23 protein-coding genes are annotated in these 26,268 nt (G+C 74.1%); 17 read left to right on the plus strand and 6 right to left on the minus strand.

Translation table 11 applies throughout. From position 1 onward, the window contains the following. Positions 1 to 62: 62 nt before the first annotated feature. The 6 genes from AB0G74_RS07430 (at position 63) to AB0G74_RS07455 (ending at position 11,152) form a co-directional block, all read left to right on the plus strand. Positions 63 to 806, plus strand: a complete 744-nt coding sequence (locus AB0G74_RS07430) for a TioE family transcriptional regulator (RefSeq protein ID WP_361141667.1) — start codon at positions 63 to 65, stop codon at positions 804 to 806. A 706-nt stretch (positions 807 to 1,512) separates the two neighbouring features. Further along, positions 1,513 to 7,065 (plus strand): glutamate synthase-related protein, encoded by a 5,553-nt coding sequence (locus AB0G74_RS07435; RefSeq protein WP_361141669.1) that lies wholly within the window; start codon positions 1,513 to 1,515, stop codon positions 7,063 to 7,065. Beyond that, a complete protein-coding gene (locus AB0G74_RS07440) occupies positions 7,062 to 8,822 on the plus strand; it encodes a sulfite reductase subunit alpha (RefSeq protein WP_361141671.1) in 1,761 nt (586 codons plus the stop codon). The genes AB0G74_RS07435 and AB0G74_RS07440 overlap by 4 nt, the downstream gene beginning before the upstream one ends. Before the next feature lie 2 nt (positions 8,823 to 8,824). Continuing rightward, a complete protein-coding gene (locus AB0G74_RS07445) occupies positions 8,825 to 9,736 on the plus strand; it encodes a hypothetical protein (RefSeq protein ID WP_361141673.1) in 912 nt (303 codons plus the stop codon). Between the two features lie 79 nt (positions 9,737 to 9,815). Further along, entirely contained in the window at positions 9,816 to 10,199 is a 384-nt protein-coding gene (locus tag AB0G74_RS07450; RefSeq protein WP_358828695.1) for a BlaI/MecI/CopY family transcriptional regulator, read from the plus strand. Between the two features lie 8 nt (positions 10,200 to 10,207). After that, the gene (locus AB0G74_RS07455) at positions 10,208 to 11,152 is read left to right on the plus strand and encodes a M56 family metallopeptidase (protein WP_361141675.1); all 945 of its coding nucleotides are present in this window, start codon (positions 10,208 to 10,210) and stop codon (positions 11,150 to 11,152) included. Positions 11,153 to 11,188: 36 nt separating this feature from the next. Here the strand turns inward: AB0G74_RS07455 and AB0G74_RS07460 are convergent, their stop codons facing one another. Together AB0G74_RS07460 and AB0G74_RS07465 are read right to left on the minus strand one after the other, a co-directional pair. Then, positions 11,189 to 11,845 (minus strand): response regulator transcription factor, encoded by a 657-nt coding sequence (locus AB0G74_RS07460; protein WP_361141677.1) that lies wholly within the window; start codon positions 11,843 to 11,845, stop codon positions 11,189 to 11,191. Next, positions 11,842 to 12,984: a sensor histidine kinase gene (locus tag AB0G74_RS07465; protein ID WP_361141678.1), complete on the minus strand. Its 1,143-nt coding sequence runs from the start codon at positions 12,982 to 12,984 to the stop codon at positions 11,842 to 11,844. The genes AB0G74_RS07460 and AB0G74_RS07465 overlap by 4 nt, the downstream gene beginning before the upstream one ends. Positions 12,985 to 13,178: 194 nt before the next feature. On the opposite strand from AB0G74_RS07465, the gene AB0G74_RS07470 reads away from it, so the two are divergent. Next, positions 13,179 to 13,658 (plus strand): DUF6326 family protein, encoded by a 480-nt coding sequence (locus tag AB0G74_RS07470; RefSeq protein ID WP_361141679.1) that lies wholly within the window; start codon positions 13,179 to 13,181, stop codon positions 13,656 to 13,658. 156 nt (positions 13,659 to 13,814) lie between these two features. Here AB0G74_RS07470 and AB0G74_RS07475 read toward each other — a convergent pair whose 3' ends face one another. Both AB0G74_RS07475 and AB0G74_RS07480 read right to left on the minus strand, forming a co-directional pair. Beyond that, positions 13,815 to 14,804: a sporulation protein gene (locus AB0G74_RS07475; protein ID WP_361141680.1), complete on the minus strand. Its 990-nt coding sequence runs from the start codon at positions 14,802 to 14,804 to the stop codon at positions 13,815 to 13,817. Positions 14,805 to 14,890: 86 nt separating this feature from the next. Beyond that, positions 14,891 to 15,109 (minus strand): hypothetical protein, encoded by a 219-nt coding sequence (locus tag AB0G74_RS07480; protein WP_361141681.1) that lies wholly within the window; start codon positions 15,107 to 15,109, stop codon positions 14,891 to 14,893. A 533-nt stretch (positions 15,110 to 15,642) separates the two neighbouring features. Here AB0G74_RS07480 and AB0G74_RS07485 point away from each other — a divergent pair. Then, complete coding sequence (locus AB0G74_RS07485) at positions 15,643 to 17,487, plus strand: transketolase (protein ID WP_361141683.1); 1,845 nt, start codon at positions 15,643 to 15,645, stop codon at positions 17,485 to 17,487. A 309-nt stretch (positions 17,488 to 17,796) separates the two neighbouring features. Here AB0G74_RS07485 and AB0G74_RS07490 read toward each other — a convergent pair whose 3' ends face one another. Continuing rightward, positions 17,797 to 17,952, minus strand: a complete 156-nt coding sequence (locus AB0G74_RS07490; RefSeq protein WP_361141685.1) for a DUF6131 family protein — start codon at positions 17,950 to 17,952, stop codon at positions 17,797 to 17,799. 266 nt (positions 17,953 to 18,218) lie between these two features. Between AB0G74_RS07490 and AB0G74_RS07495 the strand changes: the two genes are divergently transcribed. The 6 genes from AB0G74_RS07495 (at position 18,219) to AB0G74_RS07520 (ending at position 21,745) form a co-directional block, all read left to right on the plus strand. Next, on the plus strand, positions 18,219 to 19,541 hold the full coding sequence (locus AB0G74_RS07495; protein WP_361141687.1) for an NAD(P)/FAD-dependent oxidoreductase: 1,323 nt from the start codon (positions 18,219 to 18,221) through the stop codon (positions 19,539 to 19,541). A gap of 292 nt (positions 19,542 to 19,833) precedes the next feature. Continuing rightward, positions 19,834 to 20,622, plus strand: coding sequence for a SigB/SigF/SigG family RNA polymerase sigma factor (locus AB0G74_RS07500; protein WP_361141689.1), 789 nt, complete (start codon positions 19,834 to 19,836; stop codon positions 20,620 to 20,622). A 102-nt stretch (positions 20,623 to 20,724) separates the two neighbouring features. Continuing rightward, positions 20,725 to 20,973, plus strand: coding sequence for a DUF6479 family protein (locus AB0G74_RS07505; protein WP_361141691.1), 249 nt, complete (start codon positions 20,725 to 20,727; stop codon positions 20,971 to 20,973). Between the two features lie 28 nt (positions 20,974 to 21,001). After that, a complete protein-coding gene (locus tag AB0G74_RS07510; protein ID WP_361141693.1) occupies positions 21,002 to 21,184 on the plus strand; it encodes a hypothetical protein in 183 nt (60 codons plus the stop codon). A gap of 64 nt (positions 21,185 to 21,248) precedes the next feature. Next, the gene (locus tag AB0G74_RS07515; RefSeq protein ID WP_361141798.1) at positions 21,249 to 21,509 is read left to right on the plus strand and encodes a WhiB family transcriptional regulator; all 261 of its coding nucleotides are present in this window, start codon (positions 21,249 to 21,251) and stop codon (positions 21,507 to 21,509) included. Further along, complete coding sequence (locus tag AB0G74_RS07520; protein ID WP_361141695.1) at positions 21,509 to 21,745, plus strand: hypothetical protein; 237 nt, start codon at positions 21,509 to 21,511, stop codon at positions 21,743 to 21,745. Before AB0G74_RS07515 ends, AB0G74_RS07520 begins: the two co-directional genes overlap by 1 nt. 32 nt (positions 21,746 to 21,777) lie before the next feature. Here AB0G74_RS07520 and AB0G74_RS07525 read toward each other — a convergent pair whose 3' ends face one another. Continuing rightward, positions 21,778 to 23,004 carry an ANTAR domain-containing protein gene (locus AB0G74_RS07525; protein WP_361141697.1) on the minus strand — a complete coding sequence of 409 codons (1,227 nt, stop codon included), beginning with the start codon at positions 23,002 to 23,004 and terminating at the stop codon, positions 21,778 to 21,780. Between the two features lie 296 nt (positions 23,005 to 23,300). On the opposite strand from AB0G74_RS07525, the gene AB0G74_RS07530 reads away from it, so the two are divergent. The 3 genes from AB0G74_RS07530 to AB0G74_RS07540 all read left to right on the plus strand — a co-directional run bounded on the left by AB0G74_RS07530 (position 23,301) and on the right by AB0G74_RS07540 (position 26,250). Further along, a complete protein-coding gene (locus AB0G74_RS07530; protein ID WP_361141698.1) occupies positions 23,301 to 24,251 on the plus strand; it encodes an AraC family transcriptional regulator in 951 nt (316 codons plus the stop codon). 141 nt (positions 24,252 to 24,392) lie between these two features. Further along, complete coding sequence (locus AB0G74_RS07535; protein WP_361141699.1) at positions 24,393 to 24,731, plus strand: hypothetical protein; 339 nt, start codon at positions 24,393 to 24,395, stop codon at positions 24,729 to 24,731. 1,033 nt (positions 24,732 to 25,764) lie between these two features. After that, positions 25,765 to 26,250, plus strand: a complete 486-nt coding sequence (locus AB0G74_RS07540; RefSeq protein WP_361141701.1) for an STAS domain-containing protein — start codon at positions 25,765 to 25,767, stop codon at positions 26,248 to 26,250. Positions 26,251 to 26,268 lie beyond the last annotated feature (18 nt).

Raw genomic sequence — 26,268 nt, forward strand, 5'->3', positions numbered from 1 at the left:
AACGGTATCGTTGAACGAACGGTTGAAACTTTTGTGATGACCATGCCGATATCCTCGGCCTCATGGGGAGAAACCTTCAAAGCGATAAGCGGCTGAGGCCGGTCGACCTGGCCCGCGCGTACGGGCTCTCCACCCAGGCCGTCCGCAACTATGAGGAGGCGGGCATACTGCCGCCCGCCGACCGTTCGCCGCACGGCTACCGCGCCTACACCCCGCTCCACGTCATGGCCCTGAGCACCTTCCGCGCCCTGCTCCCCGGCCACGGCCACCGGACGTCCGCCGACGTTCTGCGGGCCGTGCACAAGGGCGCCGTCGAGGAGGCGCTGCGGCTGATCGACGAGAGCCACGCCCAGCTCCTCGACGACCGGCGGACCATGGAGACCGTGGAACTGGCCCTGCGCGATCTCGGGCCCACCGCCACGGCCGGACCGGCCTGGGTGTCCGGATCGGAGGTGATGTTCATCGGACCACTGGCCGCCCGGCTCGGGCTGCGGCCCGCGACACTGCGCTCCTGGGAACGGTTCGGGCTGGTGCGCCCGGCCCGCGATCCGCGGACCGGATACCGGATCTACGACTCGGCCGCCGTACGGGACGTCCGGCTCGCCCACCAGCTCCGGCGGGGCGGCCACCCCCTGGCCGGGATCGCCCCGCTGCTCGACCAGGTCCGGGCGGCCGGAGGACTGGAGCCGCTGGAGGCCGCGCTCGGCGACTGGCGGGACCGGCTCTCGGGGCGCGGGCGGGCGATGCTGGCGGGGGCGGCGGAACTGGACGCGTATCTGCGGCGCCGCGCCCCGGAAGGGCCTTGAGCCGGAGCCCCGGCCCCGGCCGCCGGGCCGCCTTCTGCGCGGCTCCGCCCCCTGGGGACCCCCCAGCGCCTTGGCCCTCCTGGGGCGCCGCCCCAGATGCCCGGGTCTCGCCCGGCGACCTGATGTTGTCGGCGGTCTGCGGACCGCATGTGGCTTGTCGCGCAGTTCCCCGCGCCCCTAGGTTTCCCTCCTGACCGCCCTCCGTAAGAGGCAGGCCCCTCTCACCAGAGGCGAAACCCTTTTCAGGGTCGGCGCCGAGGAGAGCCTTTAGGGGCGCGGGGAACTGCGCGACAAGCCAGCCACGGTCCGCAGACCGCGAACAAGAATCAGTGGCTGGGCGCGGCCCGGGTACTTCGGCGGTGCTCGGGAGGGCCAAGGCGCTGGGGGTCCCCCATTGCCGAAGGCATAGGGGGCGGAACTGCGCGACCAGCCGTAGGCGGTCCGCAGACCGCCGACAACATCAGGCCGCCGGGCGCGGCCCGGATTCGAGGCGGCGAGGCGCTGGGGAGCCCCCGCTTGCCGAAGGCAAACGCGGCGCTGCCCCCGGCCGGAGGGCGGACCGCACTTGCGGGGATGGTTAGGTAAGCCTTACCGTACACATTCGCACCACCTCGGGGCGCCGCCGGTTCGCCGGTCCGCCCGCGGCGAGCGCTCCACCGACGCAGCCTGGCCGTCCGCTGCCGGATTTCTCGCCGACGGGACCCATGTGAAGCACTCCGCCCCCGGTCTGTACGACCCCACCCGTGAACACAGCGCCTGCGGCGTCGGGTTTCTCGCCCGCCTCGACGGGACGCCGAGCCATGACGTCCTGCGCAAGGCCGACGAGGCGCTTCGCGCCATCCCGCACCGAGGCGGCAAGTCCGTCGAAGGTGTCGGCGACGGCGCGGGTGTGAGTGTCGACCTGTCGGTGGAGTTCTTCACCGCCCTCACCGGCCGTGAGCTGCGGGCCGGGCGCTTCGGCGTCGCGAACTGCTTCGTCCCGGCCGACGCCGCCCGCCGGGACGGCGCGCTGGAGCTGGTCCGCCGGAGCATCGCCGACCAGGGCCTGGAGATCCTGCTGGTCCGGGACGTACCGGTGGATCACTCCGTGGCGCCGCCCGCCGCCGAGCCGTATCAGCTTCCCCTGGTGCAGTGGGTCTTCCAGGCGCCCGAAGCCGTCGACGACGTTCGGGCCGTCGAGGACATCGCCGCCGCCGCCCACCGCGCCCTGCTGGCCGTCGAGGCCGCCGCGTACTCCGATGACGCGTACACCGGGCTCTATCCGCTGTCGCTGAGCACCCGGACCCAGGTACTCAAGGGGCGGCTCAACGCGGGGGAGACCATCGGCTACTTCCGTGATCTCACCGATCCACGGCACTCCGTCCGGTCGCTCTACTTCCACACCCGGTTCTCCACCAACACCGAACCGCATCCGACGATGGCCCAGCCGTTCCGGCTGCTGGCGCACAACGGCGAACTCAACACCGACCGCAAGAACCGGCTCTCGGACGAGGCCCTGGCCCGCGCCCGCGGCCGGGAGATCGTCCGCCCGCCGGGACAGTCGGACTCCGGCAGGCTCGACCAGACCCTCCGTAGCCGGGTCTTCGACGACGGGCGGGGCCTGGTCGAAGCCGTGGTGGCGATGATGCCGCCCGCCTGGGAGAACGACCGGTCACTGCCCGCCGGGGTCCGGGACATGCTGGAGTTCTTCTCGCTCTCCGAGGAGAAGAACGACGGACCCGCCGCCGTGATCTTCAGCGACGGCGAGGTGATCGGCGCCCGGCTGGACCGGCTCGGACTGCGCCCGCTGCGTACCGTCGAGACCGCCGACTACCTGATGGTCTCCTCCGAAGCCGGACAGATCGCCTTCCCCGACCACGAGGTGGTCCGCCGGGGCCGGATCGAGGCCGGTGGCATGCTCGTCCTCGACCAGCGCACCGGCCGGGTGACCCGGACCCGTGAGGTACTGGCCGAGCTGGCCGCGCGACGGCCGTACTCCGAACTGCTCGCCGCGGCCCGGGTGAACCTGGACGAACTGCCCGTACCCGACGCCGCCGCCGTCCAGGCCGTGACCGGCTACGACGGCGATCTGACGCTCGCCGGACGATATGTGGCGTACTCCCTGAACCAGGAGAGCTTCCGGTTCCTGCTCGACCCGATGCTCGCGCACGGCGCCGAGCGGATCGCCGCCATGGGGTACGGCAACGCCATCAACGCGCTCAGCGACACCGAGGGCGGGATGGCGAAGTACTTCTCCCAGCGGTTCGCCCAGGTCACCAACCCGCCGCTGGACAGCATCCGCGAGGCCGACGGAATGAGCAGCCGGGTCGCCCTCGGCTCCCGGCCCGACGGCACGGGGCGGCCCGGCGGACGGCAGCTCGTCCTCTCCTCCCCGCTGCTCGACGATCTCGGCCTGGCCCGGCTGACCGCCCAGCGGATCGTGCCGCTGGCCCGCTTCGAGCTGCTCTACGAGCCCGTACCCGGCGAGGAGAGCGCCAACGCCGACGCCCTGCGGACGGCGCTCGACCGCCTCTGCGACGACGTCGAACGGTTCGCCGCCGGGGACGGCGGGATCGCCCTCCTCACCGACCGGGCGGTCTCGTCCGACCGCGCGCCGCTGCCCGCGGTCCTCGCCGTCGCCGCCGTCAACCAGCGCCTCATCGAACGCGGAGTGCGCCCGCGGGTCTCCGTCGTCGTGGAGAGCGGCCAGCTCCCCTCGTCGCACCATGTCGCCACCGTGCTCGGCTTCGGGGCGTCCGCCGTCCACAGCCTCAGCGCCCGGCTCCGGGCCGGGGAGAAGTACCCGGACACGGCCCCCGGCGGCGCCGAGGAGGCGGCCCGGGCGGTGGACCGGTTCCGCAAGGCGGTCGGGAAGTCCCTCGCCAAGACCATGGGCCGGGTCGGGCTCTGCACCGTCGAGAGCTATATCGGCGGTGAGTTCTTCGAACCCAACTACCTCGACACCCACGACGCCGACCTCGCCCGGATCTTCCCCAGGATGGAGTCCCCCGTCGGCGGAGTCGGGTTCACCCGGATCGCCCGCGCCGCCACCGAGTGGCACCAGCGGGCCCGTACGGTCGCGAACGAGTCCCAGATCCCGCTGCTCGGCCTCTTCAAGGAACGGTCCGACGGAGCGGGGCACTCCTTCGGCGCCAACGCCGTACGCGGCTTCGGCGCGATGACCGGGGAGCGGCCCGAGTCCGGCCGCCCGGACGACCCGGAAGCGCTGCGGCTGCTCACCCTCGGCCAGCTCGACGACGCCTTCGGCATCAGCGACACCGCCTACCGCGACACCGGCTACGACGCCCTGAGCGACGCCGAGATCGACGGAGCCGGAATCACCCGCGGCTACCGCGACTTCGTCCGGACCACCTACGAGGAGCGGTCCCGGCGCCCCTCCGCGCTCCGGGACGTCCTCGCGCTCCCCGCCGACGTCACCGGCCTCACCACCCCGGAGGAGTTCGCCCGGGAACTGGGCCGGTTCTCCACCACCGGCAACGCGGGTATCGCGGTCCGCGGTCTGACCGTCGCCGGTGCCGACCGGCCCGGCGACGGCGACCGGATCACCGTCCGGCTGCGCCTCACCGACCCCGGCCCCGACGGCGCGGCCCACCACGCCGCGCTCGCCGCCGGACTGGCCGCCGCCCACCCGGGCGAGACCGAGGCCCTGCCCGCCACCACCGACGACGGCGTCCTCGTCACCGCCAGGGGTGCCGCCGCCCGGCTGCTCGCCCTGCTCCGCGAGGCGCCCGGAGCCGTGCCCCTCGCCGAGGTCCGGCCCGCGCACGAGATCACCCGTACGCTCGCCTCCGGAGCCATGAGCCACGGCGCGCTCGTCGCCACCGCCCACGAGGCCGTCGCCCACGGCACCAACATGGTCGGCGCCCTCTCCAACAGCGGCGAGGGCGGCGAGCACCACTCCCGGTACGGCACCATCCGGGGCTCGCGGATCAAGCAGTTCGCCTCCGGCCGGTTCGGGATCTGGGCGGGCTATCTCGCCGATCCGATGCTGCGGGAGCTGGAGATCAAGATCGGCCAGGGCGCCAAGCCCGGCGAGGGCGGCCAGCTGCCCGCGCCCAAGGTCACCGTCGACATCGCGGCGGCCCGCGGCGGCACCCCCGGAATCGAACTCGTCTCCCCGCCGCCGCACCACGACACCTACTCGATCGAGGACCTGGCCCAGCTCATCCACGACTGCAAGGCCGCCCGGGTCAAGGTCGTGGTGAAGCTCGTCTCCTCCGAGGGCATCGGCACCATCGCCGTCGGCGTCGCCAAGGCGGGCGCCGATGTGATCAATGTCGCCGGGAACACCGGCGGCACCGGCGCCGCCGCCGTCACCAGCCTCAAGTACGCCGGACGGTCCGCCGAGATCGGCGTCGCCGAGGTGCACCAGGCACTGGTCGCCAACGGGCTGCGGGACCAGGTCGTACTGCGCTGCTCCGGCGCCCACCAGACCGGCGGCGACGTCGTCACCTCGGCCCTGCTGGGCGCCGACAGCTTCGAGTTCGGCACCACGGCGCTGATGATGCTCGGCTGTGTGATGGCGAAGAACTGCCATCTGAAGTGCCCGGCCGGGCTCACCACCAACGCCGAGGCGTTCGAGGGCGATCCGCGCGCACTGGCCCGCTATCTGCTCAATGTGGCCCATGACGTCCGGGGCGTACTCGCCCGGCTCGGGCTGCGGTCGCTCCGCGAGGCCCGCGGCCGGACGGATCTGCTCCAGCTCCTCGACCACCCGGCGGGCACCGGACGGCTCGACGTCCGACGGCTGCTCGCCCCGGTCTCCGGGCGGACCGTCGAACACCCGGAGCTCACGGAGCCCGACTTCCGTACCGACGACGCCCTGATCGACCTGGTCCGGGCCGCCCTGATCGACCGCCGCGAACCGGCCCTGCTCGTACCGGACATCCGGCTCGGCAACAACGACAAGTCCGTCGGCGGACAGCTGAGCATCGATGTCGAGCGGCTGCTCAACCACGGCGAGACCGCCGACGGACTCGCCGGCGTACCGGCCGTCATGACCGACGACCGGGGCCGGCGACGCCTCGCCGACGGCGCCGTACGGATCCGTACCAGCGGCTCGGCCGGCCAGTCGTACGGCGTCTTCTGCAACGACGGCATCACCCTCGAACACACCGGCACCGCCAACGACGGCGTCGGCAAGAGCCAGAGCGGCGGCCGGATCGTGGTCCGCGCCCCCGGCGGCGGCGCCCCCGAACCCGGCGGCAACGTCCTCATCGGCAACTTCGCGCTCTTCGGCGCCACCGGCGGCCGGACCTTCGTCGAAGGCGAGGCCGGGGACCGGTTCGCGGTCCGCAACTCCGGCGCGACCGCCGTCGTCGAGGGCCTCGGCGACTTCGGCTGCGAATACATGACCGGCGGCGCCGTACTCAACCTCGGCGGCTTCGGCAAGGGCCTCGGCAACGGCATGAGCGGCGGCTTCCTCTACCAGTACGACCCCAGCGGCGAACTGCCCGACCGGGTCAGCGCCGACTCCCTGCTGGTGTTCCCCGTCACCGACACCGAGCACGGCGCCTTCCACGAGGAGGCCGTACGGCTCCTGCTCCGCTGGCACCAGGAGGCCACCGGCTCCCCGCTGGCCGCCCGGCTGCTGGAGAACTGGGCCGACGAGCGGCAGTACGTCTGGTGCGGAATGCCCCGAGCCCTGCTGCTCTACCAGGACGCCACCGAGATCCTGGCCGCCGCGACCCGTAACGAACTGCTCGACGAACTCGCCGGGTCCATCGCGACCGACAAGCTCCGCGCCTTCAAGCTCGACTACCGCGACCGCAGGACCGTACTCGGCGGCCGGGCCCCGGCGCTCGGCGACCGCGACGGCGACGACATGTTCTCCCTGCTGTCGTCGTACGCCGTACTCGGCGTCGCTCAGGACGTCGCCCGCGAACGGGTCCCCGGCGCCACCGGACCCAACGACCCGAAGATCGCCGCGACCGTCCGCAACCTCGTCCTCACCGAGGACTTCGCCGTCCGGCGCCGCGTCGTCAGCTACCTCCGGGGCACCCTCGAACGGTTCGCCGACGACGAACTCGCCACCCTGATCGCCATCAAGCGCCTCGACGACTACAAGCGCGCCCTGCGCCGGCGGAACAACGCCAGCATGGACGCCCCGGGCACCTACGGCTGGATCATCCACCAGAACACCAAGAACGCCGGGCGCGCGCGTGCCGCCCGGTTCGACGAACTGCTCGCCACCGCGGCCATGGACGACCTCGCCGGACGTCTGACCCCGCGGACCGCGACCGAGGCGGTGACCGCGTGACCCTCCTTGCCCCGACCGGCTCCCTCATCCCCGCCGACGCCCCGTTCTCCGCCGAACAGGAGGCATGGCTCGCCGGATTCATCGCCGGGATCTCCGCCGCCGGACGCCGGGACGACCCGGCCGACCCGCCCGCGGCCACCGTCGACATCCTCTTCGGCACCCAGACCGGCACCGCCGAACTCCTCGCCGGAGAGGCCGCCGCCGGGGCCCGTGCCCGCGGCCTCGGCGCCAATGCCACCGCACTGGACGCCGTCACACCCGAACGGCTCGCCGCCCTCTCCCACCTCCTCGTCGTCGTCTCTACCTACGGCGAAGGCGAGATGCCCGACAACGCCGGACTCTTCTGGGACGCGCTCCGGGCCGAAGGAGCTCCCCGCCTGGAGGGCCTGCGCTACGCCGTCCTCGGCCTCGGCGACCGCGGCTACGACGACTTCTGCCACGCCGCGAAGCTGATCGACGCCCGGCTGGCGGAACTCGGCGCCACCCGGATCCACGACCGGGTCGACTGCGACGTCGAGTACGAGGAGCCCGCCGCCGCCTGGACCACCGCCGTACTGGACCGGCTCGCCGAGGAGACCGGCGCCACCGCGGGCGCCGCCCCGGCGGGCGGCGCCGCGACCGGACCGGCGACCCCCGTCGGCCGCTCCCCCTGGAACAAGCGGAACCCCTACCGCTCCCGGCTGCTGGTCAACCGGCTGCTGTCGGCCCCCGGCAGCGCCAAGGAGATCCGCCACTACGAGTTCGACCTCGGCGACAGCGGAATCGACTACCGGGCCGGAGACGCGCTCGCCGTCGTCCCCGTCAACGACGAAACACTCGTCGGCGCGCTCCTCGACCACCTCGGCGCCACCGGCGACGAGGACACCGGCGGACGGCCGCTCGCCGAAGCCCTGCGCTCCGGGCGCGAGATCCGCACCCCGTCGAAGGAACTCCTCGCCGACCTCGCCGAACGCGCCCCGGACGGCGAACTCGCCGCCGTACTCGCCCGCGGCGACCGGGCCGCCCTCGACGACTGGCTCGCCACCCGCGACGTACTCGAACTGCTGCGGGACGCCGGATCCGCCGGGCCCGGCGCCGCCGAACTCCTGCCACTGCTCCGGCCGCTCCAGGCCCGGCAGTACTCCATCTCCTCCAGCCCGCTCGCCCACCCCGGCCGGATCCACCTCACCGTCGCCTCGGTCCGCTACGACTCCCCGGGCCGCCGCCACACCGGCGTCGCGTCCACCTATCTCGCGGACCGGCTCGCCGACGGCGCGGACGCCGGTGTCTACCTCCAGCCCAACGCCGCCTTCGGCGTCCCGGCCGAGGACGACACCCCGATGATCATGATCGGTCCCGGGACCGGGATCGCGCCGTTCCGGGGCTTTCTGCACGAGCGCGCCGCCCGCGGCGCGAACGGCCCCAACTGGCTCTTCTTCGGCGACCAGCACCGGCGGACCGACTTCGTCTACGAGGACGAACTCGCCGGACTCCGCGACCGGGGCGTACTGACCCGGCTCGACCTCGCCTTCTCCCGCGACCAGGCGGAGAAGATCTACGTCCAGACCCGGATGCGTGAATCGGCCCGCGAACTCTACGACTGGCTGGAGGACGGCGCGTACCTCTACGTCTGCGGAGACGCGTCCCGGATGGCGAAGGACGTCGAGGCGGCCCTGCTGGACGTGATCGCCGGGCAGCGCGCCCGGGGCGCCGACGACGCCGCCGACTATCTCGCGGAGCTGCGCCGCGCCAAGCGCTACGTACGGGATGTGTACTGAGCATGAGGGAACAGCGGCCCGAACCGTCCCCCGCCCGCACCCTGTGCGCGCTCGACGCCCACTGCGGCTCCGTACGCCGGGTCGACCCGCGGACACCCGATTTCGTCCGCTGCCTGACGCTCTTCCAGTACGTCCACGCGGTCACCGGCGGACCCGTCGCCAGGATCGAACAGGCGGGTGAGTACGCGGTCCCCGGTCTGCGCGGCGAAGCCTTCGCCGTCCGGCCCGGCTCGATCACCCTCCGGGTCGACGGGGACGGCATCGCCTCCGCCGGGGTCGTCCGGGACGAGGCAGGCGGGACCGTCTCCCTGCTGCTCCACGACACCGGGGGCCGGATCGCGCACCGGGGCCAACTGCTGTCCGAGGGCGACCGGCTGCTCGCCGGACTCACCCCGGTGGCCGACCCCGGACCGCCCGGCGGACGGCCCCCGGCGGCCGACTCGCCGCCCTGGGAGGACGGCGACCAACTCGCCCAGCTGGACGCGATCCTGCTGGACGGCGGCCTCGCCCGGCGCCGCGCGTTCGACCGCTACCGGGGCGAGCACCGGCCGGTCGACCCGGCGGTACTGCCCGCCGTACTGGACCACCTCTGCTCCGCCGGACTGCCCGTCGGGGTCGCCGTCTTCGCCCCTTCGGCGGCCCTCCAGGCGTGCGCCGGACGGATCCAGGTCACCGACCGGACCATCGGCGGACGGCTCTTCGCGGCGATCGAGGAGAGCGCCGTCGAGATCGACCTGCCCGGGGTACGGGCCTGCCGCCTGGTCCGCTCCCGGGCGGCCCACGGGCCGACCTCGGCCCTCGAACTGGACGACGCGGACGGCCGGTGCGTCGCCGTCCTCACCCAGTTCGGCCCGGTCGGGCAGCGGGTCCACGAGGAGTGGGAACAGCTGACGGCGTCCCTGCCGGACGACTGAAGGGCCTGATACCGGGCCTGGGCAGCCCTTACCATGGGCGGGCCCGCCGGACGCGGGCGACGGCGCGGAAGGAGACGGGGTGAACGACGAGGGACGGCCGCGGCGACGGGGGCAGGGGGAGCTGGAGGCCGAGGTGCTGGGGGCGTTGCGGGAGGCGCCGGGCCCGGCCAGCACCGCATGGGTGCAGGAACGGCTCGGGGGAGCCCTGGCGTACACCACCGTGATCACCATTCTCACCCGGCTGCTGGCCAAGGGCGCGGTGACCCGGGAGAAGTCGGGCCGCTCCTTCCGCTGGACACCCGCCGCCGACGAAGCCGGGCTCGCGGCGCTGCGGATGCGGCGGGTCCTGGACGGCGAGAGCGACCGGGAGGCCGTACTGGCCCGGTTCGTCACCGGCCTGGAACCCGGCGACGAGCGGCTGCTACGGGCGCTGTTGGAACGCGCCGGAGACGCCGAGGAGTAGAGAAGGTCATGGGGGTCTTCGTTTTCCTGCCGCTGGTGCTGCCGCTGACGGCCTGGCCGGTCGCCCGGCTCGCCGAACAGCATTTGCACCCCCGGACGGCGACCCGGCTGCTGTCGGGCGTCGCCGGGGTGCTCGCGCTCTGCAGCACGCTCTGTCTGGCGCTGCTGATGGTCGTCGGTACGGCCCAGCTCCCCGGGAACCCCCTGCCGGACGGGTGGTCCGATCCGGAGGTACGGGCCGCCGTGCCCTACGACGAGGTCGCCGGGAAGGCGGCCATCCCCGCCCTGATCGCCGTGGTCGCCGCCTGCGCGGCCACCGCCCGACGGCACGTACGGGTCCGCCGCCGGGCCGAGCGGGCGCTGCGCGGCCTGCCCCCGACCCCGGTCGCGGTGGTCGCCGACCCGGTGCCGTACGCCTACGCCCTGCCGGGCGCCCGGGGCCGAATCGTGGTCAGCACGGCCCTGCTCGACGGACTCGAACCGGCCGAGCGGCGGGCCCTGTTCGCCCACGAGCGGGCCCATCTCGCCTGCCGTCACCACCGGTTCGTGCTGACCGTCCAGCTCGCGGCCCGCGCCAACCCGTTCCTGCGGCCCCTGCTGACCGCCGTCACCTACACCACCGAACGGTGGGCCGACGAGGAGGCCGCCACCGCCGTCGGCAGCCGCCGCACGGTGGCACTGGCGATCGGCCGGTCGGCGCTCCTGGCGCCCGCCGGGTCCGCCGGATTCCCCGGCGGCGCGGGGCTCGCCGGGTTCGCGGTCGCGGGCCCGGTGCCGCGCCGGGTCGCGGCGCTGCTGGAACCCGCCCCGGCCGGGGCGGTCTGGCCCTCGGTCTTCACCACGGTGGGCCTGGCGGCCTGGGGCGCCGCCGCGGGCACCACCGCATCGGCGTTCTCCTCGGCGAACTCGGCCGTCACGCTCTTCCTCATCCTCCGCGCCGCCACCCCGATGTGACGGGGCGTGCCCCGGCGGGCCGTGCGACCAGCCGGTTCAGCTCCCCACCCGGCCGGTGTCGTACGCCCACATCGCGATCTCGACCCTGTTCCGGACACCGATCTTGGTCAGCAGGCCGGCGACATGGGTCTTGACGGTCGTCAAGCCGATACACAGCTCGGCGGCGATCTCGGCGTTCGTGCGGCCACCGGCGACCAGCGTCAGTACCTCCTCCTCGCGTTCGGTGAGCGGCTCGACCGGCTGGGTCCGGCGGCCCGACGGCTGCCCGGCGGCGAAGGCGGCCAGCAGCCGCCGGGTGATGTTCGGCGCGATCAGGGCATCACCGGCGGCGGCGGCATGGACGGCCTGGACGAGCAGCGCAGGTCCGGCGTCCTTGAGCAGAAATCCCCGGGCACCGGCCCGGAGGGCGCCCTGGACGTACTCGTCGAGGTCGAAGGTCGTGATCACCACTACCGCGATCGGGTCCGGGACGCCCCGCCCCGCGAGGCGCCTGGTCACCTCGATGCCGTCGAGCCCGGGCATCTGGATATCGACCAGGCATACGTCGGGGCGGAGCCGGCGCGCCAGCTCGACGGCGGCGTGGCCGTCGGCGGCCCGGCCGACGACCTCGATACCGGGCTGCGCGTCGAGGATCATCGCCAGGCCGGTGCGTACCAGATCCTGGTCGTCGGCGACCAGTACACGTACCGTCATCGGCGTGCCTCTGCGGGCATGTCGGCGTCGACCGTCCAGCCGCCGCCCGGCGCGGGCCCGGCCCGCAGCGTGCCGCCGAGCAGCTGTACGCGCTCGGTCATCCCCAGCAGCCCGAAGCCGTGGTTCACCGGCCGTGCCGGATCGATCTGTCCGTCGTCGGTCACGCGCAGTCGCAGCCTTCCCGCGTCCTGTACGACCCGGATCTCCACCCGTGATGCGTTACGGGCGTGCCGCAGGGCGTTGGTCAGCGCCTCTTGCGCCAGCCGGTAGACCGCCGCGTCGACCTGGGGCGGAAGTCCGCCCATGGAGTCCGGTACCTCCACGTCGACGACCGGGACCGGGGCCCGTCGGGCGAGGGACATCAGGTCGGCGACGCCGGGCCGGGGGCCGTACTCCGCGGGCGCCCCGTCGCGCAGCACCCGGACCATCGCCCGCATCTCCGCGAGGGTCCGCGACGCCTCCCCTTCGATGGCCACCAGCGCGTCGAGCGCCGCCTCGGGCCGCTGCCCGGCCATCGCCCGGCCCGCCTGCGCCTGCACGGCGATCGCCGAGACGTGGTGGGCGACGATGTCGTGCAGCTCGCGCGCGAGGCCGACCCGCTCCCGGCTACGGCTCTGGGCCAGCGCCCGGCACCGGCTCTCGGCCTGGTAGCGGAACGCCGCCCCGCCCGCCGCCGCAGCGGTCAGGACACCGAGTCCGCCGATGACATCGGCAGGCCCGGTGTGGTCGGCGACCGTACCGACTCCCGCGGCGACCGCCACCACCGCCAGCCCGATCACGATCTCGCGCCCCGAGCCCCAGCGGACCAGGGCGTAGACGAACACCAGGAAGTAGATCATCGAGTCGAGGCCCACGCTCGGGGCCCCGTCCAGCAAGGTGGCCAGTCCCAACGCCGCCGCGGTGCCGAAGGCCACCACGACACAGACCAACGGATGGGTACGCCGCCACAGCAGCACCGGCGCGAGTCCGACCGCCACGATCGTCGCGAACGGCCGCCAGGCGACACCGTCCCGGAGGGCTCCTTCGAGCAGGGCCGTCACCATCAGCACCCCGACCAGCACCCAGTCGCGCCACACCCGCTCGGGAGCGTCCACGGCACGGGGCTCGGCCCACAGCGAACTCAGGGCTTTGATGGTCACAAAGCCAGCCTAGGCGCCGCCGGGGCGTCGGGGACCGGCCGAAAGAACGAAACACCGCTGCTCCGACAGGCCCAAAGAACGAGACGCCGCCTCTCCCGACGGCCGAGGCGGGTCCGGCCCCGATACCGATGTGCCCGCCGCCGGACTCGGCGATCGTGGACCTGTCAGCCCTCACCACGACAACGGAGCCCGCGATGAGAACACGTCAACCCACCACGACCGCACTGGACGACCAGCCGGTCCCGGTGCGGGCCAAACTCGCCGCGGCGTGGACCAGCGTCATGTTCCTGTACGCCTACGTGGACATCATCGCCTTCTTCAAGCCCGGCGTCATCGACGGCATCGAGGCCGGTCTCGTCTGGGAGTTCGACGTCAGCCAGCCGCTGCTGACCACCTTCCTCGCGCTGATGGCGATCCCGATCCTCATGGTCGTGCTGTCGATGACACTGCCCGCCCGGGCGAACCGCGCCACGAACCTCGTCGTGGCCTCGATACAGGTCCCCTTCGCCGCGTTCAACGCGGTGGGCGAGTCCTGGACGTACTTCTACGGCCTCGGCGTCGCACTGGAAGTGATCGTCCTCGCCCTCATCCTGCGGTACGCCTGGACCTGGCCCCGCACCACACCGTCGGCCATCACGCCTACCAGGGAGTCTCTTGCGGATCGGGCCGGATGAGTGAGTGGGGGCCCCACGCCCCTCGGGCGTAGGGGGCGGGTCCGGTGCGGGGGATTCGGGCGCCGGAGGAGCCCCCGGCGTTGCCGGGGTCCCCACCGCCTCGCGATGCCGCGTACGGGACGCGCCGCGGGCCAGGCGCGATTTCGACGACACGGGCTAACCGTCGTCCTCCTCCATCGCGTCGCCGATCTCGTCGACCACCTCGGCCGCGACCAGACCGCCCGCCACACCGACCGCGACCCCCGCCGCGCCCGCGGCGACCACCGTGCCCATGCCGGGGCCCGAGCGGTGACCGCCGTGGCCGTGCTCGTGTTCGTGGTGCGGGTAGGGATCGCCGTGGTCGTGGCCGTACGGCGCCGGTACGCCGACGACGCCGCGGCCCGCGACCAGCTGGCGGAGCCAGGCGTCCACGGCCTCGGTCCAGTCGCGGTGGGGCACCCCGTCATGGCTGACGACATGCCGGTTGACCGCGTCGTGGCCGCCGGAGAAGAACCCGGCGGGCTTGTCGGCCTCCAGGACGATCTCCATCCCGCCCGGGTTGGCGAGGAACGTCACCTCCAGCTCGCGCATCGCGTGCGCGTACCGGGGCGCGGGCGTCAGCTCGATCTCCTGATAGAACGGCAGCCGCTGGCCGGTGCCGCTGATCCGGCCGAATTCGAGATCGGCGGACCCGAAGGCGAACCCGAGCTGTCCGAGGGCTTCCAGTACGGCCTCCTGCGCGGGCAGCGGGCGTACGGTGAGCTGGTCGAGGTCGCCCTTGTCCTTGGCGCCGGAGACCGCGAGTTCGGTACGGACCCCCAGCACGATGCCCAGTGGCTGCCCGTACAGCTCCGTGATCGGTGTCTCCCACGGCACGGTGAGACCGAACGGCAGGGATTGCCGCTCCCCGGCCCGGAGGCGGAAGCCGCCGCCGACGGTGCAGCGGTCGAAGGCGACCACGCCCTCGGTCTCCCCGCCGTCGTGTTCGGCCTCGACCCGGGCGATCAGTTCGAGGGCGATGTGGTCGATGTCGACATCGGTCTTTCCGCCGTCCAGGACGACCCGGCCGGTCAGGATGGCGCCGGGCAGGACCGGGCCCGGGTCGAGAACGGTGTCCACCGAGGGTCCGCCGACTCCGAGCGATCCGAGCAGCCGCCTGAGCATCATCGGATGTGCACTCCTTCACGTGCTGTTCTCGCGGTGCCCGGTGCCGCCGGGGGGATCGGCACCGGGCGGGACTGTGTGGTGCGGTGTCAGCCGGCCGCGGCCAGCTCCGCCAGGGCCTGCGCCCGGCGGACGTACTTCAGCGCGGCCAGGTCCGCGACGGTCTTCACGCCGAACGCCTGGTCGAGCAGTTCGCCGTCCCGGTCGGAGACGCCCTTGAGCGCGGACACGGGCGCGGCGAGCACTTCGGCGACGGGCTTGTCCGCCCATGCCTTGTCCAGCACCTTGGTCAGATCGATCGATGTCATCTACGTCCTCCGGGAAGGGTGAGTGGGCAGGGCTGCGCACGGTGCCGCCGACCGGGCCGGGGCAGCGGTCGGGACCCCCCTGTACTTCTACAAGCGTGTAGAAGTATAGGGCGGGCGGGGGTCGTTGAGGCCCCGACGCGTCCCGGGAGCGGGAAGGTGGCGCAAACCCGACGACGCGGTGTTCCGGCCGCGAACCCCGAAAGCGCCGGTACGCCGGGCCCCGCCGCCGGACGGGCCCGGCCGGGACGGTGGCGCCGGTGGCGAGAACCGGACATCCGCCGGGCGGCGGGCACAGCGGGTCGAGGTGTATCCGGCCGGGTCCGGAGCGGTTCCCCGTTTGAGGACGGGAGTCCGGGGCACCCGGGGCGTGGTCACCCGCGCCCTCCCGCCGACGCGGAGGCGTGCGGCCCCGGCCCGGATCACCGCAGGTGACCGGCCGGTCGCGCCGGGCGCCCACCGCCGTCCCCGGGAGGAACCCCGGGGCGGCCCGGAGCCGGGCACCCGAACCGAACACCGAGGACGGGGAGTGAACGATGCGTACCGAGGAGCTGGCCGAACTGGGACAGCAGCTGCGGGTGGACGCGGTCCGGGCGGCCGAGGCGGCGGGGTCCGGACATCCGACCTCGTCGATGTCCGCCGCCGATCTCGCCGCCGTCCTGCTGGCCCGCCATTTGCGCTACGACTTCGACCGGCCCGACCGTCCCGGCAACGACCGGCTGATCCTCTCCAAGGGGCACGCCTCACCGCTGCTGTACGCCCTCTACCGGGCCGCCGGGGTGATCGACGAGGCCGAGCTGCTGACCTTCCGGCACGACGGCAGCCCCCTCGAAGGACACCCCACGCCCCGGCTGCCCTGGGTCGACGTGGCCACCGGATCCCTGGGGCAGGGGCTGCCGATCGGGGTCGGCATGGCGCTGGCGGGACAGCGCCTCGACCGGGTCCCCTACCGGGTCTGGGTGCTCTGCGGGGACAGTGAGATGGCCGAGGGATCGGTCTGGGAGGCCATCGAGACGGCCGCGTACGAACGGCTCGACAAACTGACCCTGATCGTCGACGTCAACCGGCTCGGCCAGCGCGGCCCCACCCGCGAGGGCTGGGACCTCGACGCCTACCGGCGGCGGCTCGACGCCTTCGGCTGGCACACCGTCGAGGTCGACGGGCACGACGTCACCGCGATCGACACCGCCTACGCGGAGGCCGCCGCGATCACCGGCCGGCCCACCGCCGTCCTGGCCAGGACCCGGAAGGGCCGGGGTGTCGCCGAGGTCGAGAACCAGGAGGGCTTCCACGGCAAGCCGCTGCCCCACCCGGCCCGGGCGATCGAGGAACTGGGCGGCGTCCGGCAGATCCGGGTCGACGTGGAGACCCCGCCGCCGCTCCCGGCCCGGCCCACCCCACCCGCCCGGGACGCCGAACCGCCCCGCTACCGCGTCGGCGACGACGTCGCCACCCGGGACGCCTTCGGGGACGCCCTCGCGGCGCTGGGCTCCGTACGCGGCGACGTCGTCGCCCTCGACGGAGAGGTCGGCGACTCCACCCGGGCCGAAGCCTTCGCCTCGGCCCACCCCGCCCGCTACTTCGAGTTCTACATCGCCGAACAGCAGCTCGTGGCCGCCGCGGTGGGGATGCGGGCCCGCGGGTATCTGCCGTTCGCCACCACCTTCGCCGCCTTCCTCACCCGGGCCCACGACATCATCCGGATGGCCGCCGTCAGCGATGCCGGGATCCAGCTCTGCGGCTCCCACGCCGGGGTCGCCATCGGACCCGACGGCCCCTCCCAGATGGGGCTGGAGGACCTCGCCATGATGCGGGCGATCCACGGCTCCACCGTGCTCTACCCCTGCGACGCCAACCAGACGGCGTCCCTGGTCCGGCACATGGCCCAGCTCCCCGGCATCGGCTATCTCCGCACCAGCCGGGGCGCGACGCCCGTGCTGTACGGCCCCGGCGAGGACTTCCCCGTCGGCGGTTCACGGGTCCTGCGCTCCGGTGACCACGACCGGGTGACGATCGTCGCCGCCGGGGTCACCGTGCACGAGGCCCTCAAGGCCGCCGACACCCTGGCCGGAGCGGGTATCGGGGCCCGGGTGATCGACCTCTACTCGGTGAAACCGGTGGACGCGGCGACCCTGGAGGCGGCGGCCGACGCGACGGGCTGTCTGATGACCGTCGAGGACCACCGGGCCGAGGGCGGCATCGGCGACGCCGTGGCCTCCGTCTTCGCCGACGGCCGTCCCCAGCCGAGGCTGGTCAGGCTCGCCGTCCGCACCATGCCGGGCTCCGCGACCCCCGAGGAGCAGCTGGCCCACGCGGGCATCGACGCCGCCTCGATCACCGCGGCCGTACGGCTCCTGGTGGGGGAGGCGGTCGTCGCCTGAGCCGGCCGGACCACCTGCGAACGGGAAAGCGGCCGTGCGCCGGACGACGACGGCCCCAGTCGGGTCGACCCGCGTCGGTGCGACCGAGGAGCGGAACGGGAGATCCGGCGGGCGGACCCCCCGACCCCGTAAGACGGCCGGGGCCGCGCCGCACCGGACTGAACCGGTATCCGGCGCCGGGGCAAGTCCTGCTACCGGTACGGCCGCTGCCGGGCTCGCGCATGCCGGGGCCCGGTCACTCCGTGTCAGGAGCGACCGGGCCCGGTACGGCACTCGGGGCCACGACGGCCCGTACCCGCCCGGCAACCGTCACCAGTAGTGGCGGCGCCCGCCGACGGCCCGGCCCACCGAGCCCAGTACCCACATGGCCAGCCCGACCGCCGCCAGGACGACACCGATCGTCGTCAGCAGACCGAGGCCGGTGAGCAGGCCGACGACCAGCAGGATCACACCAAGGGCAATCATGGATACTCCAGTGGGTCCGGGAACGGGAATCTCTCTCCCCGCGTGCCCCGTTCACCCGGAGTAATACCTCCCCGGTTCCGCGAACCGCCCGCCGTCCCCCGTCGTTCTCGTGCTCGTGATCGCGACCCGCTGGACCCGATGTTTCGAGTGATCCCCCCGTGGGCACCCGTCAGGGGCCCGAGAGGTCCGGCACCGCCCGGCCTCCCCCGTACCGACGGGGGCGGTGCCCGTCGGCCCGCCGCCCCCGACCCTCGCCGGAGGTGCTCGTGAGCCGTGCCCGAGTCGTCGTGGTCGGAGGTGGGTTCGCCGGATTCCAGGCCGCGCGGACCCTGCGCCGGACCCTGGGCCGCCGCGCCGAAGTGACCCTGCTCAACCCGACCGATCATCTGCTCTATCTCCCGCTGCTGCCGCAGGTCGCGACCGGAGTGCTGGAGCCGCGCCGGGTGGCCGTCTCCCTGCCCGCCGCGCTCCCCGGGGTCCGGCTGGCCCTCGGCGAGGCCGAGCACATCGACCTGTCCGCGCGTACGGTCCACTACCGCGACCAGGAGGGCGCCACCGGGCAACTCGGGTACGACCGGCTGGTGCTCGCCGTCGGCAGCGTCAGCAAGCTGCTGCCCGTACCGGGGGTGATCGAGCACGCCACGGGCTTCCGGGGCCTGCCGGAGGCCCTGTACCTCCGGGACCACCTCGTCCGCCAGATGGAGCTGTCCGCCCAGGACGAATCCGCGACCGACCGGCGTACCTTCGTCGTCGTCGGCGCCGGATACACCGGTACCGAGGTCGCCGCCCAAGGGGCCCTGTTCACCACCTCGATGGCGATCCGGCGCCGCGACCCGGCCGAGCGGACCCGGCGGCCCCGCTGGCTGCTGCTGGACATCGCCGACCGGGTACTCCCCGAGCTGGACCCGCGGCTCTCCGAGACCGCCGAACGCGTCCTGCGGTCCCGGCGGGTGGAGATCCGTACCCGCACCTCTGTGAAGGAGGCCACCAAGGACGGAGTCCTCCTCGACGACGGGGAGTTCATCCCCACCCGCACCGTGGTGTGGTGCGTGGGCGTCCGCCCCGATCCGCTGGTCGGCGGGCTCGGACTGCCGGAGGAACGCGGACGGCTGGTGGTCAACCCCACCCTGGACGTCCCAGGACACCCCGAGGTGTACGCCTGCGGTGACGCGGCGGCCGTCCCCGACGCCACCCGGCCCGGCGAGTACACCCCGATGACCGCCCAGCACGCCACCCGCCAGGGGCGGCTCGCCGGACGGAACCTGGCGGCGTCCCTCCTCGGCCGGGGCGTGGCCCGCCCCTACGTCCACCACGACCTCGGCTTCGCCGTCGACCTCGGCGGCGTCCAGGGCGCCGCCAACCCCCTCGGGGTGCCGCTCTCCGGCCCGCTGGCCGGGGCCGTCACCCGCGGCTACCACCTCGCCACCATGCCGGGGAACCGGATCCGGGTCGCCGCCGACTGGCTGCTGGAGGCCGCCCTGCCGCCCCAGGCGGTCCAGCTCGGCATGATCCGCGCGGGCTCCGTACCCCTGGACAGTACGTCCCCGGAACTGGCCCGGGTCCCCGGGCCGCCTTCCCGCGACGAGTGACGAGCACGGGGGAGCGGCCGGGCAGGGGTTCCGGGGAGGCGGACGGCGGGCCGCCGTGATGGCCGGCGGGTACCCGCTCACGGCGGGCCGAACGGGGTACGAGGTGCGGGGAGCGCCCGGGTTTGACACGGTGGGGTGAGGGCAGGCGCGCCAGTGCCGCGCCGGACGGGCGCTCCGCAGCAGCTCCCGGGCCCCGCTCATCGAGCCCGCTCGTGAACCGGTGGCACCGGCGCCCACGCGTCCCGACGACGACGCTCTGTGAACACCCGCCCCCTATGCTCGGGAACAGGTGATGAGTGTGACCCGCCGACGGCACCGGCACCACGACGCCCCGGACACCACGGCGGACTTCCGCCGACTCGCGGCCCTCCCCGGCGGGCCGGAGCACGACGCGCTGCGGGACCGGGTGGTCTGCGCCTGGCTCCCGATGGCCCACCGGCTGGCCGCCCGCTACCGCAACCGCGGCGAATCCCTCGACGATCTGCGGCAGGTCGCCGCGCTCGCCCTGGTCAAGGCGGTCGACGGCTTCGACCCCTGGCGCGGGGGAGCCTTCGAGAGCTATGCCGTGCCGACCATCACCGGCGAGGTCCGCCGCCACTTCCGGGACCACACCTGGATGCTGCGGGTACCGCGCCGCACCCAGGAACTGCGCGGCCGGGTCCGCGGGGTCTACCGGGAACTCGCCCAGTCCGGCGCGGAACCCTCGGCCGAGGCCATCGCCGCCCGGACCGATCTGCGCGCGGACGAGGTCCGGGAAGGTCTCTCGGCGCTGCACGCCTATGCCGCGCTCTCCCTCGACGCGGAGCTGGCGCCGGGGGCGCTCGGCGAGCGGCTGACCCTGGCCGACACCCTCGGCGGGCCGGACCGTGGACTGGACACCGTGGTGGACCGGGAGGCGGTCAAGCCGCTGATCGAGGAGCTGCCCGAACGTGAACGGCGCATCCTCTACCTGCGGTTCTTCCGGGGGATGACCCAGAGCCGGATCGCCGAGGAGTGCGGAATCTCGCAGATGCACGTCTCCCGGCTGCTGACGGAGACCTGCTCCCGGATCCGGCACCGGGCGCTCTCCGGTACCGGATGAACCCCGGCCCCGGCGAGTTCCAGGGGCCGTCGTCGACCGGGCCCGTACGGCTCGGAAGGGGTGAGCCCCGGTGAACCGGGCACGTCGGGGTACCCGTCGGCCATGAACACCTCTACGGAACTGGTCACCGTCGCCGCCGAGGGCGGCGGAGTCTCCGGCATCGGCCCGCTCGTCGCCGGGCTGGCCGTCGTCGCCCTGCTGATCGGAATGGTCCAACTCGGAATCCGCAAGCGGCGGAGCAAGCCCCGGCCGCCCCGGCCCGAGGAACAGCCCAGGCGGCCCACCCCACCCGGCGGCGGGGGCGGTGCCCCGACCGAGGACGGTCCGGAAGACGGCGGCCGGGGCGTATGAGTTCCCCGGTTCGTGGCACCCGGACCGTATGACGTTCACGGCACACGCCCCGTACACCCGGTTCGCGGGCCCGCCGGCCGGCGGCACCGCTGCCCTGATCGCCCGGGCCTACGGCGGGCCCGCCGTGGCGTTCGAGCCGGAGGCCGGGACACCGGTCCGCCCGGCGATCGTCCGGACCGACACCCGAACGGACACCGACGGCGACGAGTGAGAGGAGGCGGCCCATGCGGGCGAACCCGGGAGGCCGGTTCGTCGAGGACGGCGGGCGCGATGCCATGGAGTGGCAGCGGTACGCCGCCTGCGCCGAGCTGGACGACCCCGATCTGTTCTTCCCCATCAGCACCAGCGGCCCCGGCGCAGAACAGGTCGCGGAGGCGCGGGAGGTGTGCGACCGCTGCCCGGTGACGGAGCACTGTGCCGACTGGGCGCGGCGGACCGGGCAGCACACCGGGGTCTGGGGCGGGTTCGCCGCCGAACGCGGCCGGCTGGTCCCGGTCCGGGGCGCCGGCGCCGCCACGAACGGAAGGAGCCGGTGATGACCAGGAACCCCGAACGCGACCGGACCGGCGAACAGCCGCTGCCCCGGGACCCCGAACCCCAGCAGGCCCGGGACGGCCACGACGAGGACCCCCTGGCGATCCCCGTACCCGAGGGCACCGCGGACGACGACGAACTGCCCGGCTCCGGCCAGGCGGGCTCGGGCCCCCGGCGCCGCCCGGAGCGGGGCACCGTCCACCCAGAGCATCCGACTCCGCAGGAGCCCACCGGCTGAACCGCCGGAAGGGCCGCCGCACGCCCCCGGTGTCACCGTCCGGCTCGGGTCTCCCCGGGCCCGGCGCCGGTCTCATCGGGCCCGAGGTCCCGGGCCCGGGTGTGCAGTTCCTCCAGCGCGTCGAGGACGACCGTCCGGTGGTGCCATTCCAGCCAGGCCCCCGCCTCCCGCCCCAGGTCGACCAGCTCCCGCAGCGCGCCGGAGCCCAGGATCACCCCCGGAGCGCCGTGGTGGACCGAGAGTTCACCCAGGATCCGGCCGTCCGGGGCGGTCAGCGGCACACTGTGCCGGGTCCGCGCCCCCGACGCCAGCAGCGCGGCCCGTACCGCCGGGGCGTGCAGGGGATCGCCCGTCACGTCCAGGGCCGTCACCGGCACCGCGCGGCCGTGGACGCAGTGCGCCGGCGCGGTGTCGTCGGCGAGTTCCCACGCCGAGAGGAAGGAGTCGTCGGGGGAGCGGTGGGCCTCCGGCCGGGTGGTGCCGCTCAGCGGATCGGCCAGCCGGATCACCCCCATCCCCGCCCCCGCCGTCGCCAACGCCCGGTCCAGCAGCGCCGACAGGGCCTCCGAGCGGTTCGCCGTCGCCGCCCGCCGGGCGGACAGAAAAGTGGCCCGGGGCGGCAGCCGCCGGGCCCGGCCGGGAAACCAGGACTCCGCCGACGCCACCGGCACCCGGGCCGCGACCAGTGACGCCGCCAGATGTCTGAGCCGGAGATTACGGCTCTGGGCGACCTCCTTCAGCAGCCGCAGCGCCAGCTGCCCGTCCCCGATGGCGTACCGCCCCTGAAGAATGCCCTGGGCCTGGGCGATCACCACCCGCGAATGCAACTGGCGCCGCAGATCCCGCAGTTCGTACGGGGGCGGGGCCACCGCCGCGACCGGCGGCGCCGGGGTCGTCGCGGGCGCCGCCCCGGCGAACCGGGCGATCACCTCCGCCAGCGTCGGCGCCGTCAGTACGGAACCGGGGCCCGCCTCGCCGCGCAGGGTCCGGGCCGCCCGGGGCGGGACCCCGGTCACGTACACCCTGCGGTCCGGCCCCGCCGCGGCCCCCAGCCGGCGGTCCGGTAAACCGGTCTCCGCCCAGCGCGCCCCGGACAGTTCCAGGACGACGCCCACACACTCCGCCGGGGCGTCCCCGGTGAGTGCGGCCCAACCCCGGGGCTCCGTAGGGCCCGTCACATGGAGTACCCAGAGGCCGTTCCGCCGCCTGGGGAGCCAGACCATCTGCGCCTGAACGGCCGTCGTCTCACCATCGCGCATGGTCGTTTTCGCCCTTTACGTACCTGGTCCCACCGGTCTCGTGGAACACCCGGTACCCAGCCTGCCGATTTCTCACCCTCCGTGACGAGGACGCCCGGCGAAGAGTCGCTGTGATCCGGGCCGGAAAACGAAATGGGCGGCCTCGGCACGGGTAGGCGCCGCGTAGGCTCGTTCGCCGCGCCGTCGCTCGGGGAGGCCCCGTCGGCGGCCCCGGCCCGAGGGCCGCGAACGATACCGACAGGGGCGCCCGGGCGGCGCCCCGTACCGACGCCGACCAGGGAACGGAGGAACCACAGATGGGCATCCTGCTCTTCGAGAGCGACGACCTGGAAGTGACCGAAACCTTTCTCAGCGAGGCGTACACCAGGATGCGGATCGGCAGCAGCAACCCCGCCGAGAGCCGGGCCCGGGTATCCAGGTACGCGGCCGGACCGGTCAGTGTCGATCTGCTCAGGCTCGAATTCGAGATGAGCTACCGGGCCGACCCGCTGGGCCGGATCTGTCTGTGCAGCATGCACTCCGGCACCATCAGCAACCACGCGGCGGGCGGGATCTCGGACACCTTCGGCCCCGGCGACGTGGTCTCCCTCGCCCCGCCGGACCGGCCCTACGCGGGCCGGGTGGAACGGGCCGGATACCACATCACCCTGTTCGACCCGGATCTGCTCAGCCGGGTCGCGTCCAACGGGCCGCGCGAACCGGGGCCCGTACGCCTGACCGGGCACCGGCCGCACTCGGCCGACGCCGCCCGCGGGCTCCAGCGGGTGATCGGCCATCTGCGGTCCCAGGTGCTCGCGACACCGGCGGGGGAGAACCCGCTGGTCGTGTCCACGGCGGCGCAGTACCTGGCGGCGAGCGTCCTGCACGCCTTCCCCCACACCGCCGTCACCGACCCCACCGCCCAGGACCGGTCCGACGCGCGGCCCGCCGCCCTGCGCCGGGCGATCGCCTATCTGGAGTCCCACGCGGACCAGGACATCTCCGTCGGTGACGTCGCTGCGGCGGCCCATGTCACGGTCCGCGCCCTCCAATACGCCTTCCGCAGGCATCTGGACACCACCCCCATGCGCTATCTGCGCCGGGTCAGGCTCGCGGAGGCCCATGCCGAACTCCTGGCCGCCGACCCCGGATCCGGGGCCACCGTCGCGGCCACCGCCGCCCGGTGGGGCTTCGCCCATCCGGGCCGGTTCACCCGCGAGTACCGGGCCGCCTACGGCCGGGGGCCCGCCGGCACCCTCCGCGACTGACGGCCGCCGCGCCCCGGCACCGACCGGGACGCGGCCCCGCCGTACGCGGTCCGGGTGGGGCGGCCCGCCCGGGTTACCCGGCGGGAACGCGAACCCCCGGGTACCGCTGTCCGGTACCCGGGGGGAGACGGAAGGAGAGCCATGACCGACGGCAACGGACGCCATGCGAAGCGCCCGCGCGGGCGGGCGGCCGGGGGCGGGACGGCCACCCGGGCCCCGGGGACCGAGCCCATGACCGCCCGTACCGCCACGGAACTGCGGAAGGCACTCGCCTCCGTGGCCCTGGTCGTGTTCACCGCCGCGACGGTGGTGCTGGTCGTGTTCGCCCTGCGCGCGGACGACGGCGGCGCGCCGTCCGGGGCGGCCCTCGGCGGGCTCGCCGCCGTCTGCGGGCTGGTCGCCCTCAGCACGGCGGTCGACCTGGCGGTGCTGCGCCGCCGGAACCGCCGGAACGGCGGAGGGGAGAGCGCCGGTGTGTAAGCGCGCCGGAGCGTGGCACTCGGGGAGGGCGGGGCGAGGAGGCCCCACCTCCCCACGTGACCGCGGTCCCACCGCGGCGCCTCCTCGCCCCCGCGCCCGCTCCTCGCGCGCCGCCACCCCGGGCCGCGAGAAGGCGTTCGACGAGCGGCTGCCCCCACCGAACCCGCGCTCCGCGAGCTGTTCGCGAAATCCCGTCGGCGAACCCCCGCATCTGGTTGACCTCTACATCCGGTGGACCTCCACGGAGAACCCTTCCGCCAGGACGGAGTTCAGGTGCTTCGCATGCGCACCCAGCCACTGGCGGGCGTCGGAGAACTGTGCCGTCAGTTCGACGAGCACATACTCCTCGGAACCGTCGGTCGACCCACCACAGACACAACAACGCAGGCGCTGACTCGGCCCGCCCGTCCACTCCGGTCCGTTCCCGTCCCCCGCCACCACCTGATCATCGACATGCACGGCCACATCGTTCCAGACGCCCTGGAACAGCCCCCGTCCACCTCGGCCGAAGAGAGGGAGCCGTCCCCGGCGGCAGGGGCCCCGGCCCCGGGCGGGCCGCCCGCCGTCGGCCGTCGGGGACACGGGGGCCCCGGCCCGATCGGTCCGCCACGGTCCGCGGACCGCCGCCGACGTATCCCCGCTCGGCGAGCCCGGCCACCCCGAGTGCTACCGTCGGCCATTCGAAGCGTCGATTCCCGGCCGACATCGCCCCCGTTCCCACCCCTGCGCCCACCCCCGCGTTTGCCTTCACGGGGGAGGGGCAGACGCGCAACACGTGCTTCGGAATGCAGGCACGACGCCCGATACGCGGTGCCCGACTCCGTCGGCCCCCGTCCGTAGGCGCACGCCCACGCTTCCCCCTTCGCGCGTGGCCGTGCCCGTCCCGGCGCCGTACCGCCCGGCCTCGTCCGAGGAGCAGTTCCATGAGCACATCCGTCCCCCACGCCCCACGGCACGGCCACTACCGGCGTCACACCCCCGGTACCACCACCGTCACCACGCCGCGCCGGCACGTCCTCGCCCGGGAGTCCGGGTGACCCCGCCGCGCCGGCGGTTCGGCCACCGCACCCTCTTCACCGGCCCGGCGGGCGACGGCACCGCCTGGGCCGAGGTCCGGCTCTGGGGCGAGGTGGACCTGGAGGCCGGGGCGGAGGTGGACGCCCTCCTCGATCTCTGTCTCGCCTGCCGTCCCGCGGGCATCCGGATCGACGTCACCGCCGTCGGACTGCTGGACTGCGCCGGGCTGCGCCATCTGGAGCGGGCGGCGGAGACAGCGGCCCGGGCCGGGGTCTCCCTCGTCCTCGGCGGCACCCCGCAACCCCTGGTCGCCCGGCTCCTGGCCCTCACCGGCACCCGGCTCGGCCGGCCGGACCCGGGCCCCCGGACCACCGCGCCCGTCGCGGCCCGTCACCCGGGCGCGGGCCGCCGGGAGCGGCTGCTCCGGCTCTCCATGCTCACGATCGCGGGCTCCACCGTCCTCGGCTCGCTCCTCTTCGCCACCCTCGCCCAGACCGGCTGACCACCGCTCACCCCGCAT

This window comes from Streptomyces sp. NPDC020875 (genome assembly GCF_040641415.1).
Classification (GTDB): domain Bacteria; phylum Actinomycetota; class Actinomycetes; order Streptomycetales; family Streptomycetaceae; genus Streptomyces.